Source organism: Achromobacter sp. 1012554356, assembly GCF_059760815.1.
In genome coordinates this window covers 1-14,958 of the sequence record NZ_JCBANC010000025.1, presented here as the reverse complement: position 1 = coordinate 14,958, position 14,958 = coordinate 1, and the positions used below count along the sequence as shown (strand labels likewise).

The 14,958-nt window shown below is 65.9% G+C and carries 16 protein-coding genes; 6 read left to right on the top strand and 10 right to left on the bottom strand.

Annotated elements, in window-relative coordinates; all coding sequences use genetic code 11:
- Nucleotides 1-5 precede the first annotated feature (5 nt).
- Together AC6LJW_RS14670 and AC6LJW_RS14665 are read right to left on the bottom strand one after the other, a co-directional pair.
- Nucleotides 6-650: a LysE family translocator gene (locus AC6LJW_RS14670; protein WP_056564249.1), complete on the bottom strand. Its 645-nt coding sequence runs from the start codon at nt 648-650 to the stop codon at nt 6-8.
- Nucleotides 647-1,570: a DMT family transporter gene (locus tag AC6LJW_RS14665; protein WP_498087648.1), complete on the bottom strand. Its 924-nt coding sequence runs from the start codon at nt 1,568-1,570 to the stop codon at nt 647-649. Before AC6LJW_RS14665 ends, AC6LJW_RS14670 begins: the two co-directional genes overlap by 4 nt.
- A 139-nt stretch (nt 1,571-1,709) precedes the next feature.
- Here AC6LJW_RS14665 and AC6LJW_RS14660 point away from each other — a divergent pair, with 139 nt between their 5' ends.
- The 4 genes from AC6LJW_RS14660 to fusA all read left to right on the top strand — a co-directional run bounded on the left by AC6LJW_RS14660 (nt 1,710) and on the right by fusA (nt 6,443).
- Nucleotides 1,710-3,170 (top strand): aminotransferase-like domain-containing protein, encoded by a 1,461-nt coding sequence (locus tag AC6LJW_RS14660; RefSeq protein WP_056564247.1) that lies wholly within the window; start codon nt 1,710-1,712, stop codon nt 3,168-3,170.
- A gap of 37 nt (nt 3,171-3,207) precedes the next feature.
- Nucleotides 3,208-3,552 (top strand): protein tyrosine phosphatase family protein, encoded by a 345-nt coding sequence (locus AC6LJW_RS14655; RefSeq protein WP_056564244.1) that lies wholly within the window; start codon nt 3,208-3,210, stop codon nt 3,550-3,552.
- Between the two features lie 98 nt (nt 3,553-3,650).
- Nucleotides 3,651-4,115, top strand: a complete 465-nt coding sequence (locus tag AC6LJW_RS14650; protein ID WP_056564240.1) for a universal stress protein — start codon at nt 3,651-3,653, stop codon at nt 4,113-4,115.
- 216 nt (nt 4,116-4,331) lie between these two features.
- Nucleotides 4,332-6,443: an elongation factor G gene (fusA, locus tag AC6LJW_RS14645; protein WP_498087647.1), complete on the top strand. Its 2,112-nt coding sequence runs from the start codon at nt 4,332-4,334 to the stop codon at nt 6,441-6,443.
- 10 nt (nt 6,444-6,453) lie between these two features.
- On the opposite strand, the gene AC6LJW_RS14640 is transcribed toward fusA, so the two are convergent.
- A complete protein-coding gene (locus AC6LJW_RS14640) occupies nt 6,454-7,401 on the bottom strand; it encodes a DMT family transporter (protein ID WP_498087646.1) in 948 nt (315 codons plus the stop codon).
- Between the two features lie 244 nt (nt 7,402-7,645).
- Here AC6LJW_RS14640 and AC6LJW_RS14635 point away from each other — a divergent pair, with 244 nt between their 5' ends.
- Nucleotides 7,646-8,116, top strand: a complete 471-nt coding sequence (locus AC6LJW_RS14635) for an Lrp/AsnC family transcriptional regulator (protein WP_056564235.1) — start codon at nt 7,646-7,648, stop codon at nt 8,114-8,116.
- Between the two features lie 12 nt (nt 8,117-8,128).
- On the opposite strand, the gene AC6LJW_RS14630 is transcribed toward AC6LJW_RS14635, so the two are convergent.
- Complete coding sequence (locus AC6LJW_RS14630; protein WP_056566867.1) at nt 8,129-8,938, bottom strand: alpha/beta fold hydrolase; 810 nt, start codon at nt 8,936-8,938, stop codon at nt 8,129-8,131.
- Nucleotides 8,939-9,077: 139 nt separating this feature from the next.
- Here AC6LJW_RS14630 and AC6LJW_RS14625 point away from each other — a divergent pair, with 139 nt between their 5' ends.
- Nucleotides 9,078-9,575: a YbaK/EbsC family protein gene (locus tag AC6LJW_RS14625; RefSeq protein ID WP_056564234.1), complete on the top strand. Its 498-nt coding sequence runs from the start codon at nt 9,078-9,080 to the stop codon at nt 9,573-9,575.
- Between the two features lie 18 nt (nt 9,576-9,593).
- Here AC6LJW_RS14625 and AC6LJW_RS14620 read toward each other — a convergent pair whose 3' ends face one another.
- The 6 genes from AC6LJW_RS14620 to tolA form a co-directional block, all read right to left on the bottom strand.
- Entirely contained in the window at nt 9,594-10,406 is an 813-nt protein-coding gene (locus AC6LJW_RS14620; protein ID WP_498087645.1) for an ABC transporter ATP-binding protein, read from the bottom strand.
- Nucleotides 10,403-11,446 carry a FecCD family ABC transporter permease gene (locus AC6LJW_RS14615; protein WP_498087644.1) on the bottom strand — a complete coding sequence of 348 codons (1,044 nt, stop codon included), beginning with the start codon at nt 11,444-11,446 and terminating at the stop codon, nt 10,403-10,405. Before AC6LJW_RS14615 ends, AC6LJW_RS14620 begins: the two co-directional genes overlap by 4 nt.
- Complete coding sequence (gene ybgF, locus AC6LJW_RS14610) at nt 11,446-12,135, bottom strand: tol-pal system protein YbgF (RefSeq protein ID WP_056564227.1); 690 nt, start codon at nt 12,133-12,135, stop codon at nt 11,446-11,448. Before ybgF ends, AC6LJW_RS14615 begins: the two co-directional genes overlap by 1 nt.
- Before the next feature lie 85 nt (nt 12,136-12,220).
- The gene (gene pal, locus AC6LJW_RS14605) at nt 12,221-12,721 is read right to left on the bottom strand and encodes a peptidoglycan-associated lipoprotein Pal (protein WP_056564223.1); all 501 of its coding nucleotides are present in this window, start codon (nt 12,719-12,721) and stop codon (nt 12,221-12,223) included.
- Between the two features lie 31 nt (nt 12,722-12,752).
- Entirely contained in the window at nt 12,753-14,078 is a 1,326-nt protein-coding gene (gene tolB, locus AC6LJW_RS14600; protein WP_056564220.1) for a Tol-Pal system beta propeller repeat protein TolB, read from the bottom strand.
- A 16-nt stretch (nt 14,079-14,094) separates the two neighbouring features.
- The coding region (tolA, locus tag AC6LJW_RS14595; RefSeq protein WP_498087643.1) for a cell envelope integrity protein TolA at nt 14,095-14,958 on the bottom strand (864 nt) is incomplete at its 5' end.

Here is a 14,958-nt window from a genome sequence, read left to right as displayed (position 1 = left end):
TCGCTTCAGTGCAGCAGTTCCAGCGCGACCGGATACAGCGAGGCCACAAGCAGCAGCGCCATGCCTACATTGAACGCGCGGATCGCGGCGGGCCGGTGCAGCACGCGGCGCAGAGCCGTGCCGAATGTCACCCAGATGCCGATGCTGGGCAGGTTGACGATGCCGCAGACCAGGGTCGCGATCACCAGGTTGGCGAAGAACCCGTTTTGCGGGGTGTAGGTGGCCACCACGCCCACGGCCATCACCCAGGCCTTGGGATTGACCCACTGGAAGGCGGCGGCCTGCAGGAACGTGAACGGCTTGCCGCGCGCTTCGCCCTCGTCCAGCGGCCCCGAGTTGGCGATCTTCCAGGCGAGGTAAAGCAGATAGGCCGCGCCGGCGTACTTCAGGACGGTGTAGAGGACGGGCGTCTGCTGGAACACCGACCCGAGCCCGACGCCGACCAGAAAGATCATCAGCGTGAAGCCCAGGTTCACGCCCAGCAGATGCGGCACGCTGCGCCGGAATCCGAAGTTCAGGCCGGACGATGCCAGCATCACGTTATTGGGGCCGGGCGTGATCGAACTGACCAGTGCAAACAGCGCCAGCGGACCCAGGAGCGAAAGCGAGGCCAGCGGGACGTCGGCCCAATTGGCGGGAAACAGGTTCATGTCGGGGTCCTTACGATGGCGCGGCGTCCGCCGGCAATAACGGCGATCACGGCGGCGGCAAACACGAACGTCGTCGCCTCCACTTTTTCGCCAAACAGCAAAGCAGCGGCCACGACGGTAAGGAAGGGTTGCAGCAATTGCACTTGTCCCACTCGGGCAATTCCGCCGGCGGCCAGGCCGCGATACCAGGCGAAAAATCCCAGGAACATTGAGCCGAAAGCCAGGTAGGCGCAGGCGGCAACCACATCGGAACTGGGCCAATGGGGCTGCTGCGCCGCCATCCAGCCGACGGGCAGGGCAACCACCGGTGCGCTGATGGTCAGCGCCCAACATATTGTGCGCCAACCGCCCAGCGTGCGCGAGGCCCGCGCGCCCTCGGCGTACCCCATTCCGCCCAGCACCACGGCCACTAGCAGCCACAGGTAGCCGGCCGTCAGCGTGCCTTCGCCCTGGCGCAGCGCGTAGGCGGTGACCAGCGCGGCGCCAGCAACGGCCCAGCCCCAGAAGGCGGCCGACGGACGCTCGCCGCTGCGCAGGGCCGCAAACGCGGCGGTCGACAGCGGCAGCAGGCCGTTGAATACGGCGCCTTGCGCGGAAGGCACCGTCTGCATCGCCATCGACGAGGCCAGCGGCCACCCCACCACGATGCCCAGCGCGGCCAGGATCACGCCGGGCCACTCCTGCCGGTTCGGCTGGCGGCTTCGCGTCAACCACAGCAGGGCGATGGCGGGCAGGGCGGCGATCAGCGCGCGGCCCAATCCGACCATCAAGGGCGACAACTCGGCCACCGCCACGCGGGTCATCGGCAGCGTAAGTGAAAACACCAGCACGCCCAGGAAACCGTAGCCGTAGCCCTCCCATAGGGAAGGCGAGGAGGCGGAGGCGGCCGAAGGCGTGGCATAAAGCGCGGGACGGGACATGACAGCACCGTAAAAAGTGACATGGCCGCGGCGTCTGCGGTTGCAGGTTTGCGGCATTGCTGTCACTCTACGCACAGTCGTCAGTACAGTACCGGTACACCTCCGCAGTCACTTTAATCACTGGCCTGGTCAAATCTCCATGACAGTTGCTCACTCCCCCCCATCTTCCTTGCCTTGGCAGCCCGTGCGCCAGGCCGATGCCACCCTGGTGGCGCAACTGGCCGATGGTCTGGCCCGCCGAATCGACGAGCAAGGCCTGCGGCCCGGCACGCGCCTGCCGTCCATCCGCAAGATGGCCGAACAGTCGGGCGTCAGCCGTTTCACCGTCGTCGAAGCCTATGACCGCCTCGTGGCGCGCGGGCTGGTGCAGTCTCGCCGGGGCGCGGGCTTTTTCGTGAAGGCACGCAGCGGCCCGCTGACGGCGGTGGCCGCGGCCGCGCCCAGCACACTCGCGCCGCCCGCGCGGGTCGACATTGCATGGCTGTTGCGCAGCATGTTCCGGGAATCCACCGCGCCCGGCATGCCGGGCGGCGCGGGCCTGTTGCCGGCGGACTGGCTGGATCCGGAGATGGTGGCGGGGGCCGTGCGCGCCGTGGGCCGCTCGGTGCGCGCCAACCTCGTCAGCTACGGCAGCCCCCAGGGCTTCGCGCCGCTGCGCCAGCAGATCGCCGCGATCCTGCAGAACGAGGGCGTGCCCGCCCATCCCGAGCTCAACCTGCTCACGACCAACGGCGTCACCCACGGGCTGGACCTCATTGCGCGTCATCTGGTCAAGCCGGGCGATACCGTCCTGGTTGAAGACCCGGCCTGGTTCGTGATCTTCGGCCGGCTGGCGGCCTTTGGCGCCCGCCTGATCGGCGTGCCGCGCGGGCCGGACGGCCCCGATCTCGACCTGCTTGAGCAACTGGCCGCGCAGCACAAGCCCAAACTCTTCATCATCAATGGCTCGGTCCACAATCCCACCGGCCACACGCTGTCCGCGGGGGCGGCCTACGGCATCCTGCGCATCGCGGAGCGCCACGACTTCATGGTGGTCGAAGACGATACCTACGGCGAGCTGCATCCGGGGGGCGCCATCAAGCTTGCTGCGCTGGACCGGCTGAACCGCGTCATCTTTGTGAGCGGCTATTCCAAGATGCTGGCGGCCAGTCTGCGCGTCGGCTATGTGGCGGCCAACCCCGAACTGCTGCAGAAGCTGGCCGACCTGAAGATGCTGGCGGGGTTGACCTCACCCGAACTCGGCGAGCGCGTCGTGCACCGGGTGCTTATGGAAGGGCAGTACCGGCGCCACATCGAGCGCGTGCGGCACCGGGTCGACGACGCGCGCCAGCGTTGCATGAAGGGGCTGTTGAAACTGGGACTGACCATCCCGCACGAGCCGCATGGCGGCATGTTCGTCTGGGCCGATTGCGGACGCGATTCGGAGGTGCTGGCGCGCGAAGCTGCTGACCGCGGCCTGCTGCTGGCGCCCGGCACGTTGTTTTCGCCGACGCAGGCGCCGTCCACCATGCTGCGCTTTTCGGTATCCGTTGCCGACCATCGGGGAATCTGGGCCGAGCTGGAAAAACTTTTCGCGCAAAACGGGTCCTACAATCAATAATTCCAAGCCACATCGCCCAGTCACCGAAGGAACCGTCATGTCCGCACCCATCAAGCCTCTTACCCAGAACTTTGCCGTCGCCCCGCAACTGGGTCCCGACGACATGGCCGACGTGGCCGCCGCCGGCTACAAGAGCGTCATCATCAACCGCCCCGATTTCGAGGGTGGCCCTGACCAGCCCACCGCCGCCGACGTGTCGCGCGCCGCGCAGGAAGCCGGCCTGCAGATCGAATACCAGCCCGTCGTGGGCAGCGCCATGACGTCCGCCGACGTTGCGCGTTTCGCGGAACTGCTGCGCACCCTGCCGGGCCCGGTCCTGGCATACTGCCGCACCGGCACCCGCTGCACGAACCTGTTCGCGGCTGCCCAGCAGTTGGGATAAACCCGGCCTTGACCCTCGTCAAGGCCGCCGGTTCGACGGATGTGGACCCGGCGGCTTTCCGGTAGCATAAAGATTCCTTTAAAACAGGAGCAGGCAAGATGTTCAAGAAGATCCTGATTCCCACCGACGGTTCCCCGCTCTCGGCGCAAGCCGCCAACGCAGGTATCTGCTTCGCGCGTTCGGTTGGCGCCGAAGTCGTCGCCCTCTACGTGACGCAGCCGTTCGCGGCCACCATCGGTTTTGACGGCATGGCCGCGGCCTATGCCATCACCGACGAAGACTACGAAAAGGCCTCCGCCGAGCAAGCCGACAAGTACCTCAAGCAGATCATCGACCGCGCTGACACTGCCGGCGTCAAAGCCGATGCGCGTGCCGTGTCCAACTTCAATGTCGCCGACGGCATCGTCCAGGCCGCCACCGACGCCGGCTGCGACCTGGTCTTCATCGGCAGCCACGGACGTAGCGGCCTGTCGCGCCTGCTGCTGGGCAGCGTCACCGCCAAGGTGCTGTCGCTGGCCAGCACCGCCGTGCTGGTCTACCGCGTCAAGGAAGACAAGAAGTAATTGCGCGCCAAAGTGGTGCGCGTCGCGCGCCGCTGCATGCGCCACGGCCCCTCCTCGGAGGGGCTTTTTTATGCTCCACGCATTCGCCTATACGTTGGTATGGCAGGGTCAAACTCATTGCCATCGCAAAGACCCTTCGGAAGCCCGTTTCAGGCTTGTATCTTGCCGCACGGCGCGTAATATTTACGCATCTTCATCCAACCGTAGGAAGAGGCCATGACCCGCAAGACGCGCATCGAGCTTTATCGCAATATCGGCATCAGCGCCCATATTGATGCAGGCAAAACGACGACCACCGAGCGCATCCTCTTTTATACCGGCATCACCCACAAGATCGGCGAAGTCCATGACGGCGCCGCAGTGATGGACTGGATGGAGCAGGAGCAGGAACGCGGCATCACCATCACGTCGGCCGCCACCACTGCCTTCTGGAAAGGCATGGCGGGCAACTACCCCGAACACCGCATCAACATCATCGACACGCCGGGCCACGTCGACTTCACCATCGAAGTCGAACGTTCCATGCGCGTGCTGGACGGCGCCGTCATGGTCTATGACGCCGTGGGCGGCGTGCAGCCGCAGTCCGAGACCGTCTGGCGCCAGGCCAATAAGTACAAAGTGCCGCGCCTGGCCTTCGTCAACAAGATGGACCGCGTCGGCGCGGACTTTCTGCGCGTGCAGCGCCAGATCGCCGAACGCCTGAAGGGCGATGCCGTGCCCATCCAGTTGCCGATCGGCGCCGAAGATCACTTTGAAGGCGTGATCGACCTCGTCAAGATGAAAGGCATCATCTGGGACGACGCCAGCCAGGGCGTGAAGTTCCAGTACGTGGACATCCCCGCGGCGATGCAGGACCAGGCGCAGGAATGGCACGACAAGATGGTGGAAAAGGCCGCCGAGGCCAATGAAACTCTGCTTGAAAAATACCTGTCCGGCGAACCCCTGACCGAAGCGGAAATCAAGGAAGGCCTGCGTGCCCGCACGATCGCCAACGAGATCGTGCCGATGCTGTGCGGCAGCGCCTTCAAGAACAAGGGCGTGCAGGCGATGCTGGATGCAGTCATCGACTACATGCCGTCGCCGGTGGACGTTCCCGCCATCAAGGGCCATGACCAGCGCGACAACGAAATCGAGCGCCATCCGACCGACAACGAGCCGTTCTCCGCGCTCGCCTTCAAGATCATGACCGATCCGTTTGTCGGTCAGCTCGTGTTCTTCCGTGTGTATTCCGGCGTGGTGAAATCCGGCGACTCGGTCTACAACCCGATCAAGGAAAAGAAGGAACGCCTGGGCCGCATCCTGCAGATGCACGCCAACGAGCGCCGCGAGATCACCGAAGTCTACGCAGGCGACATCGCCGCGGCCGTGGGCATCAAGGACGTCACCACCGGCGACACGCTGACCGACCCGTCGCACATCATCATCCTAGAACGCATGGTCTTTCCCGAGCCCGTCATCTCGCAAGCCGTCGAGCCCAAGACCAAGGCCGACCAGGAAAAGATGGGTATCGCGCTGGGCCGCCTGGCGCAGGAAGACCCGTCGTTCCGCGTGCGCACCGACGAGGAATCCGGTCAGACCATCATCTCCGGCATGGGCGAGTTGCACCTGGAGATCCTGGTCGACCGCATGAAGCGCGAATTCAACGTGGAAGCCACGGTGGGCAAGCCGCAGGTGGCGTACCGCGAGACCATCCGCAAGACCTGCAACGAGGTCGAGGGCAAGTTCGTCAAGCAGTCGGGCGGCCGCGGGCAATATGGCCACGTGGTGCTCAAGCTCGAACCGCAAGAAGCGGGCAAGGGCTATGAGTTCGTCGACGCCATCAAGGGCGGTGTCGTGCCGCGCGAGTTCATTCCGGCGGTGGACAAGGGCATCCGCGAAGCGCTCAATGCCGGCGTGCTGGCGGGGTATCCCGTCGTGGACGTGAAGGCGACGCTGTTCTTCGGCTCGTACCACGACGTCGACTCGAACGAAAACGCCTTCAAGATGGCCGGCTCGATGGCATTCAAGGAAGGCATGCGGCGCGCCGATCCGGTGCTGCTGGAACCCATGATGCAGGTCGAGGTCGAGACGCCCGAGGACTTCACCGGCAACGTCATGGGCGACCTGTCGTCGCGCCGGGGCATGGTGCAGGGCATGGAAGACATCGCGGGCGGCGGCGGCAAGGTCGTGCGCGCCGAAGTGCCGCTGGCCGAGATGTTCGGCTATTCGACGTCGCTGCGGTCGCTGACGCAGGGCCGCGCGACGTACACGATGGAGTTCAAGCACTACGCCGAAGCGCCTCGCCAGGTGGCGCAGGAAATCATGGCGGCCCAGGGCGCGGGCCGCTGATCGCGGTGCTTCAGGCGGCGGCTGCGGCCGCCGCCGGGCGCAACCGCGACGCGGCCAGCTTCACGCCCAGCAGGATCATCGCAAAGCCATACGCATGAAATAGCTTCGGCGCCTCGCCTAGCAGCGGCCATGCCAGCAGCGCCGCGTAGACCGGCACCAGAAACATCGACAGGCCCGCGGTCGCCGGACCGGCCAGACCGATGAGCCGGCCGTACACGTAATAGGCGCCCAGGCTCGGCACCACCGCCAGAAACATCAGCACCGCCGCCAAGCGCGGGTCCGTCCAGGGGGGCGCCATGCCGGCGGCCGCTTCAATGCCCGCAAACGGCGCCAGCGCCAGTGCACCGCCCAGCATCATCGTCGCCAACCGTGCGCTGTCGGGCACCGCCGGCAGGGTCAGGCGCTTTTGCAGCACCGTGTAGAACGCCCAACCGGTGGCCGCCAGCAGCACCCACAGGTCGCCCTGGCCGAACGCCAGCCGGGCCAGCACGTTGACGTCGCCGCGTGTCAGCACCACCAATACGCCGCCCAGCGCCAGCGCCAGGCCGGCCGCGCGCGGCGCGGACAGCGGCTTGCGCCAGATCAACGCTTCCAGCAGCGTCACCAGCAACGGGCTGCATGAAAAGATCAGCGCGATGTTGGTGGCGCTGGTGGTTTGCGCGCCGATGTATTGCGGCGCCACCGCCACGCCCATCCCCAGCACGGCCAGCGGCAGCAACGCCGGCAAGCCGCGCCACAGCGCCCGGCGATGGGCGCGCAAGGCGGGAAGCGCAAAGGGCAGCAGGATCAGGAGGGCAATCAGCCAGCGGCCGAACGCGAGGAAAACGGGGGGAAGGTTGGCGTCGTGGGCCCCGCGGGCCGCCACCATGTTCGAGGCAAATAGCGCCGGCGCGCTGAAGAGCATGACGGCGCCGGACAGGCCGAGACCGGGTTTTGCGGGTGCTGCTGCGTTGGGCATGATTTCCAGCCGCGCGGATCGGCGCGCGGGCGTGCTGCGTGGGAACTGCCGGCGCGCCTGCCGGGTTGTGCCACAGCAAGAGCGCCGAATCGGGACGCGTGGGATAGGTGCGCGCCTTGGGGAAAGTCTACGTGTCCACGCGCAGAATAGGTTTCCTGATTCACGCCCGTTTGCCGTGATATGAAGAATCTTATTTCTGTAGAATCCAGCTTTGCAGGGATTCTGTCTTCATATGTCGCCAACAATGCCCACATTGCCCAAACTCGACGAAACCGACCGCAAGATCCTGCGCGCGCTGCGCGCGGACGGACGGCTGACGAACCTGAAGCTGGCCGAAACGGTTGGCCTGTCACCCACCCCGTGCTGGAACCGCGTCAAGGCGTTGGAAGAGGCGGGCGTTATCGAAGGCTATGCGGCCTTGCTGAACCAGAAGGCGCTGGGGCTTCCGGACACGGTGATGATCGAGGTCACGCTGGAACACCACGACGACGATACGCTGGCGCGCTTTGGCGAAGAGATCAGCCGCCTGCCTGAAGTCGTCGAGGCGTTTCTGGTGACGGGCGAGTACGACTACCTCATCAAGGTCGCCGTGGCGGGAACGGAGGGCTACGAGGAATTCCTGCGCAAGCGTCTGTACAAGTTGCGCGGCGTGCGGCACAGCCGCTCCACCTTTGTGCTGCGCCGCTTGAAGCACACGCCGTCTGTCGAACCCTGACGGGATCGCGAATCAGCCGCCGATGAATTCCTGGACGGCGCCATTGAAGGCGCGCGGATTGCCCAGGTTCATGCCGTGCGAGGAACCCACGATGTCCACACGCCGGGCTTGCGGCAGCCACTGCGCCAGCGCGTCCAGCACGGCCGGATAGGGCGCCGGGCTGAGCGCGCCGCCGATCAGCAGGACCGGCATCGTCAGGCTGCCGATCTGCCCGGGCGTCAAGGTGTCAGGCTGCTCGTCCACCTGACCGAAGAGCGTGCCCACGTTGTCACGCACCATCTCCTTGAACCACGGCACCATGCGCTGCCAGGTGTCGGGTCCGGTCACGGTATCCACGAACAGGGCCAGCCCTTCTTCGATGTCACCTTGCCGGATGAGCGTCAGGGCGCGCTGGCGAAAGCCGCCGCGTTCATCTCTGCAACCCGGCAACGGCAGGCCGGGGTCGGCAAGGGTAAGACTGCGCAGCGAGTCGGGCTGACGCAGCGCGGCTTCCAGTGCGACGCGGCCGCCGCGCGAATGGCCCACCAGATGGGCCGGGCCACCGGCCACCGTGTCGATGAATTCGAGCACGTCGCTGGCGTGCTGCTCGACCGAAAAGCCGCCGCCTTCGCCGTCCCAGGTTTCGGGCCAATACCGGCGCAGGCACACGGCCAGCACCCGGAACGAACGCCCCAGTGGCGCCATCTGCGACTTCCAGTAGCGGGCGTCGGACAGCGAGCCATGCACCAGCACCAGTGGCGTGCCGCTGCCGTACTCGGTGTAGGACATGGCGTAACCGCCGACGGACGCGGTTTGAAGGGGCAGAACGGGTTCGGAACGCATGGAGATCGGGACGTGGAGCCAGGCCCGCATTCTAGCCCGGCACAGCGCTGCGGCGGGCGTGCCGGACGCTGATACACTCGTCTGCGGCGCGCCGGCGCAAGTCCGCCCGCGCCTGTTTTCTTGAACGGAGTTATTAACGATGTCGCCAGAATCCATCGCCGCCTTGCCGGAATCCGCCCAGCGCGTTGCGCGCCTGCTGGTGGACATGGGGCACGACAAACCCGTCGTGGTGCTGCCCCAGTCGGGCAAGACCTCGGCGGAAGCGGCTGCGGGCCTGGGCTGCGAAGTCGCCCAGATCGCCAAGTCCATCATCTTTCGCCGCGCCACCGACGACGCGCCGGTGCTCGTCATTGCCAGCGGCGCCAATCGCGTTGACGAAGCCAAGGTGGCCGCGCAGGTCGGCCCGCTGGCCAAGGCCGATGCGCGTTTCGTGCGCGACATGACCGGCTACGCCATCGGCGGCGTCTGCCCCATCGGCCACGCGGTCAAGCCCGTGATGCTGCTGGACGCGGATCTCTTCAATTACGAAAGCCTGTGGGCGGCCGCCGGCCATCCGCACACCGTGTTCAACCTGTCGCCGGCCCAGTTGGCGGACATGACCGGCGCCCCGGTCGCGGACGTGGCGCTGCGGGCCTGAACTCCCGGCCCGCGCCAGTCAGCCGGGGTGCGCCTGGAGTCCGTCGATCAGCACCTGCCGCCGGCCTTGCGAGCACGGCTCCACCCGCGCCTCCACGCCATAGACGGCCGCCAGGGAATCCGGCGTAATGACGTCCGCCGGCGCGCCCGCGGCGTGCAGACGTCCCTCGTGAATCATTACTGCCTGGTCCGCATGCTGCAGGGCCACGTTCAGGTCGTGCAGAACGATCAGGCTGATGAGGCCATGCTCGCGCGTCTCCTGGCGAAGCAGACGCATGACGTGGAACTGGTAGTTCAAATCCAGAGCCGATAGCGGCTCGTCCAGCAGCAGCACGCGCGGGTGGCGGATCAGCGCCTGCGCCAGGCCCACCAGTTGTTTCTGCCCGCCGGACAGCGCGTCCAGGTAGTGCAGTGCCAGATGCGCGATGCCCAGCCGCGCCAGCAGTTGGTCGATGGCCTGCAGATCCACGGGACCCGCCGCCGCGTCGCTGGCGCGCGCCGCCACCAGCACCGACTCGAACACCCGCAGGTGCACCGCCGCGGGTAGGCTCTGGGGCAGATACACCACGTGGCGCGCGCGCTCGCCGTGGTCCAGCCGGGTCAGGTCCAGGCCGTCCAGCGCGGCGCTTCCCGTCCGGGGCCGAACCAGGCCCGCCAACGCCTTCAGCAATGTCGACTTGCCGCTTCCATTGGGACCGAGCAGTGCCGTCACCTCGCCCGCGGCAAGCGCAGGGATAGACAGGTCGTGCAGGACGTCCTCGCGCCCGTAGCCGGCCGTCAGCGCGTGCACCGCCAGTCCGGAAGATTTGGTCGAATGTGCCGGTGCTGTCATGGCAATTGCCTGCGCAGCACGACGGAAACGAAGAACGGAATGCCGACCAATGCGGTCACGATGCCCACGGGCACGACCACGCCCGGCATCAGATTCTTGGACGCGATGGACGCCAGCGACAGGATCACCGCGCCCACCAGGGCGCTGCCCGGCAGATAAAAACGGTGGTCCTCGCCGAACAGCCGGCGTGCAATGTGCGGCGCCACCAGCCCGATGAAGCCGATGGTCCCGACAAAGGCCACGGCCAGCGCGGACAGCAGGCTCACGCGCGCCAGCGCCGACACCCGCACGCGGCGCACGTCCACGCCGAAGCTCGCGGCGCGGTCCTCGCCCAATCGCAAGGCGGTCAGCTTCCAGGATTGCCGCATGGCCAGCGGCAGCGCCACCGCGAACGCCAGCGCCAGCACGCCCACGGTCGTCCAGCTTGAACGCGCCAGGCTGCCCATCGTCCAGAACACCAGGTTCTGCAAGGCTTCGGCGCTGGCGGTGAACTGCACCAGCGACACCAGCGCATTGAAGGTGAACACCATGGCGATGCCGAACAGTACGACGCCAGAGGTATTCATGCCGCCCCACCGGGCCACCGCATCGAGCAGCAGTGCCGCCAGCAGGGCAAACAGGAAAGCGTTGGCGGCAATCAGCCAGCCGGCGGGAATGCCCGGCAGCCCGAACTGAAGCACGATCGCCAGCGACGCGCCAAACGCCGCCGCCGACGACACGCCCAGGGTGAACGGGCTGGCGAGGGGATTGTTCAGGATCGTCTGCATCTCGGCGCCCGCCAGGCCCAGCGCCATGCCCACCAACGCGGCCATCAGCGCGGACGGCAGGCGGATGTCCCAGACGATCACGCGGTAGGTCGGATCGGCGTCGGCCGGCGCGACCAGCGTCTGCCAGAGCGCGCGCCAGGGCAGGCCGGACGGGCCCACGGTGAAATCGATCAGCAGCGCAAACAGAATCGCCGCCAGCAGCAGGGCGATAAGCCCCGCCCGGCGGCGAAGAATGTGGCGGTAAGCGCCTGCCGCGCTTGCGGCGTGCCGCATTACTGCAGCAGTTGCAGCCGGCTCTTGGCCGTGGTGGCGGCCGGCGTGGTCGGGTAGTCGCGCACGATGCGCTGCAAGGTGGTCTTGGCGCCGGCGCGGTTGTTCAGTTCGATCTGGCTGCCGGCAATGATCAGCAGCGCGTCGGGCGCACGGGCGTTATCCGGCGACTTCTGGACCATGGCGTTCAGTTGCTCGATGGTGCCCTTGAAGTCCTTCAGTGCATAGCGGCTGCTGCCCTGGTAGAACTGGGCGCTGGGCGCAAGCTGGCTGTTGGGATAAAGCGCGGTAAAGGCGGCGAGCGATTCGGCCGCCTCCTTGTATTGGCCCTTGCGGAACAGGTCCATCGCGCCGTCATAGGCAGTCTGTTCCTGGGGATCGCCGGCGGAGGCGCCCGGGGGATTGGCGCTGCCCGGCGCGGTGCCCGGCTTGGCGCTCGGTTGCTGGCGCGACACCAGTTCAAGCTGGTCGCGCAGTTGGGCGATTTCCTGCTGCAACGACTGGATCTGGTCGGCCAGTTGCAGCTTGGCGCGTTGGCTTTGCTCGTTCTGCTGCTGCACCTGCTGGCGCAAATCCAGGATGGCCTTGCGGGCTTCATCGTCGGAAAAAGCGTGAGCGGGGGCCGTGAGGGCGGCAAGCGCCAGGCCAGTGGCCACAATCAGGGGACGCAGGGACAGAACGTAATCGCGCATGAATATTCCCGGGTATAAAAACAAACGTCGGGACGGCCGGCTGGCCGTCCCGACGCGAGGTAGGGCTCCAGACTAAGCGAAAAGCTTAACGCAGATAGTTGATATCGGCGCGGCGGTTTTCGGCAAAGTCGGCTTCAGTCGTACCCGTCGAGCGCGGCTTTTCCTTGCCGAAGCTGATGGTTTCGATCTGGTTGTCGCTGACGCCCAGCAGGGTCATCATGCGACGCACGGCGTCGGCACGACGCTGGCCGAGGGCCAGGTTGTACTCAGCACCGCCGCGTTCGTCGGTGTTGCCTTCGATCTTGATCTTTTGCTGTTGGTGCGAGGCCAGGTACTTGGCATGGGTTTCGACCAGGCCACGGTATTGGTCCGACACGGTGTAGCTGTCGAAATCAAAGTACACCGAGCGCTGTTGCGCCAGGATGCTTTGGGGGTTGAAAGGATCAAGGATTTGGCCAGAGGCCGAAGATCCTTGGCCAGCGCCTCCACCCTGACCCGCTTTATCGTCGAGAGGGACGGAGCTGCAAGCTGCCAGGGCGGCAGCCAGAGCGGCGATGGTTAGGCTTTTGGCAATGCGCGACTTCATGATAGTTCCTTTGCAAAGAGAGTCACACGTGTTATCGGGTAATGAATGGGCCCCAAGTCGGTTCACGTATTTCCCCGTTCAGTACCGAAAGCGTCTGTCGTACGCGTCCATCGCTCGACACGCCTGCAAGCACGCTACGGCCATTTTGGATGGCGGCGTAGAGCACTTGCATGCCGTTGGGCGCAAAGCTGGGAGACTGATCGTCACGACCATCAGTCAGCAATGCTTCGGAACCAGTGGACAAGTTCAGGGATGCGATTCGAAACGCGCCGTCTCGTCTTGCAACGTACAGCAGCGTCGATCCATCGGGGGAAATTCGGGGTGAAATGTTGTAACCACCATTAAACGTGAGACGGCGTGCTTCGCCGCCTGTCGAGCCGGTCTGATAGATTTGCGGCCCGCCGCTGCGGTCACTCGTAAAGATAATGGAAGCGCCGTCGGGCGTAAAGCTCGGCTCGGTGTCAATCCCGGGAGAACGCGTAACTCGGCTCGGATTCGAGCCATCGGCCGCATTAACGACGTAAATTTGCGACAAACCGTCACGCGTCAGGGCCACGGCGAGCTTGCTGCCATCAGGCGACCAACCGGGGGCGCTGTTGTTGCCCTTGAAGTTGGCGACCGGTGCGCGGGCGCTGGTGGCCAGCGTGTGCACGTAGACGACGGGCTTGCCGGACTCGAAGCTCACGTAGGCCAGCTTGGCGCCATCGGGCGACCAGGACGGCGAAATGATCGGCTCGCGCGAGCGCAGGGCAACCTGCGGATTCTGGCCGTCGGCGTCAGCCACCTGCAGTTCGTAGGTGGAGCCTTTCTTCAGCACGTACGCGATACGGGTCGAGAACACGCCGCGAACGCCGGTGATCTTTTCGTAGATGCGGTCGGCGATCTGGTGGGCCACGCGGCGCAGTTCCTGCTCGGTGCCCGAGAAAGCCACGCCGTCCAGTTGCGACTTCTTGACCGTGTCGGCCAGGCGGTAGCGCACGTCGTAGCGGCCATCGGCCCCGCGGGTGATGCTGCCGTAGGCGATGAAGTCGGCGCCCTTGCCGCGCCAATCGTCGTGGGCGATCGGGGAATCGACGTTCAGGCCGGAGCCGGCTGCGTTGATCAGGCGGAACTGGCCGGTGCGGGTGAGGTCGGCGCGGATGACTTCGGCCAGCGCGCGGCCGTGGGTGTCGTCAACGGCGAAGTCGGCGATGGCCACCGGATATTGGGTGGCGCCGGTGCCGGAGATGTCGACACGCAGCTGTGCGTGGGCGGGCTTCATGGCCATCAGGCAGGCAAGCGCCACCATCAGCAGTCCGATTCCATACGCTCTCCAGAGCGCGAGAGTGGGTACTCGTCGACTATAAGCGGGAGTCATGTTCGTCAATCTCCTGTCAGTCATACATTCTGTAGACAACGTCAATAATGGGTTCGTAGCGGCCCGTCGAGGGCTTCGGGAAAGGATTGCAACGACGGATACCCGTCTCGACCGCGCGGTCGAAACCGGAGTTGCCAGAAGAACTGGTCAACGTGACGCCATTCACCTTCCCGTCAGAACCTAACTGTACCCGGTATTGCGCGGTCGGATTCCCCGAGCCGCTGCGGGGCGGGGGCGGATACGCCACCCCGGGTTGCACGCAGGCGCGGACCTTGGCGCCATAGCCGCTGTCGCGTCCGCCGCCAGCCTGGTTGCGGTCGGCGGTGCCGCCAGGAATGCCGGCTGCGCCTAGGGCGTCGTTGCGGAACGCGTCCTTCAGCGCCTTGTCGGCGGCAGCCTTTTTGGCAGCCGCAGCCTTCTCGGCGGCAGCCTTTTCCGCAGCCGCCTTCTCAGCAGCGGCCTTCTCGGCAGCGGCCTTTTCGGTGGCGGCCTTCTCAGCAGCCGCCTTCTTGGCGGCGTCTTCCTTGGCCTTCTTCTCGGCAGTCGCCTTCTCAGCAGCGGCCTTCTCGGCAGCGGCCTTTTCAGCGGCGGCTTTCTCAGCGGCCTTCTCGGCGGCAGCTTTCTCGGCGGCCGCCTTCTGGGCGGCAGCCTTTTCAGCCGCGGCCTTCTCGGCGGCCTGGCGTTCTTGCTCGAGGCGTTTCTTTTCCTTCAGTTCGGCCTGCTTGCGCTCTTCCTCGAGGCGCGCCTTTTCCTTGGCGGCCTCGGCGGCTTCGCGTGCCTTCTCTTCCTGCTCGCGCTTCTTCTTGGCTTCCTGGATGGCGATCTCGGGATCGACTTCCTCGGTCTTGGCCTGAACCTGCGGTTCGGGCTCGGGCGGCGG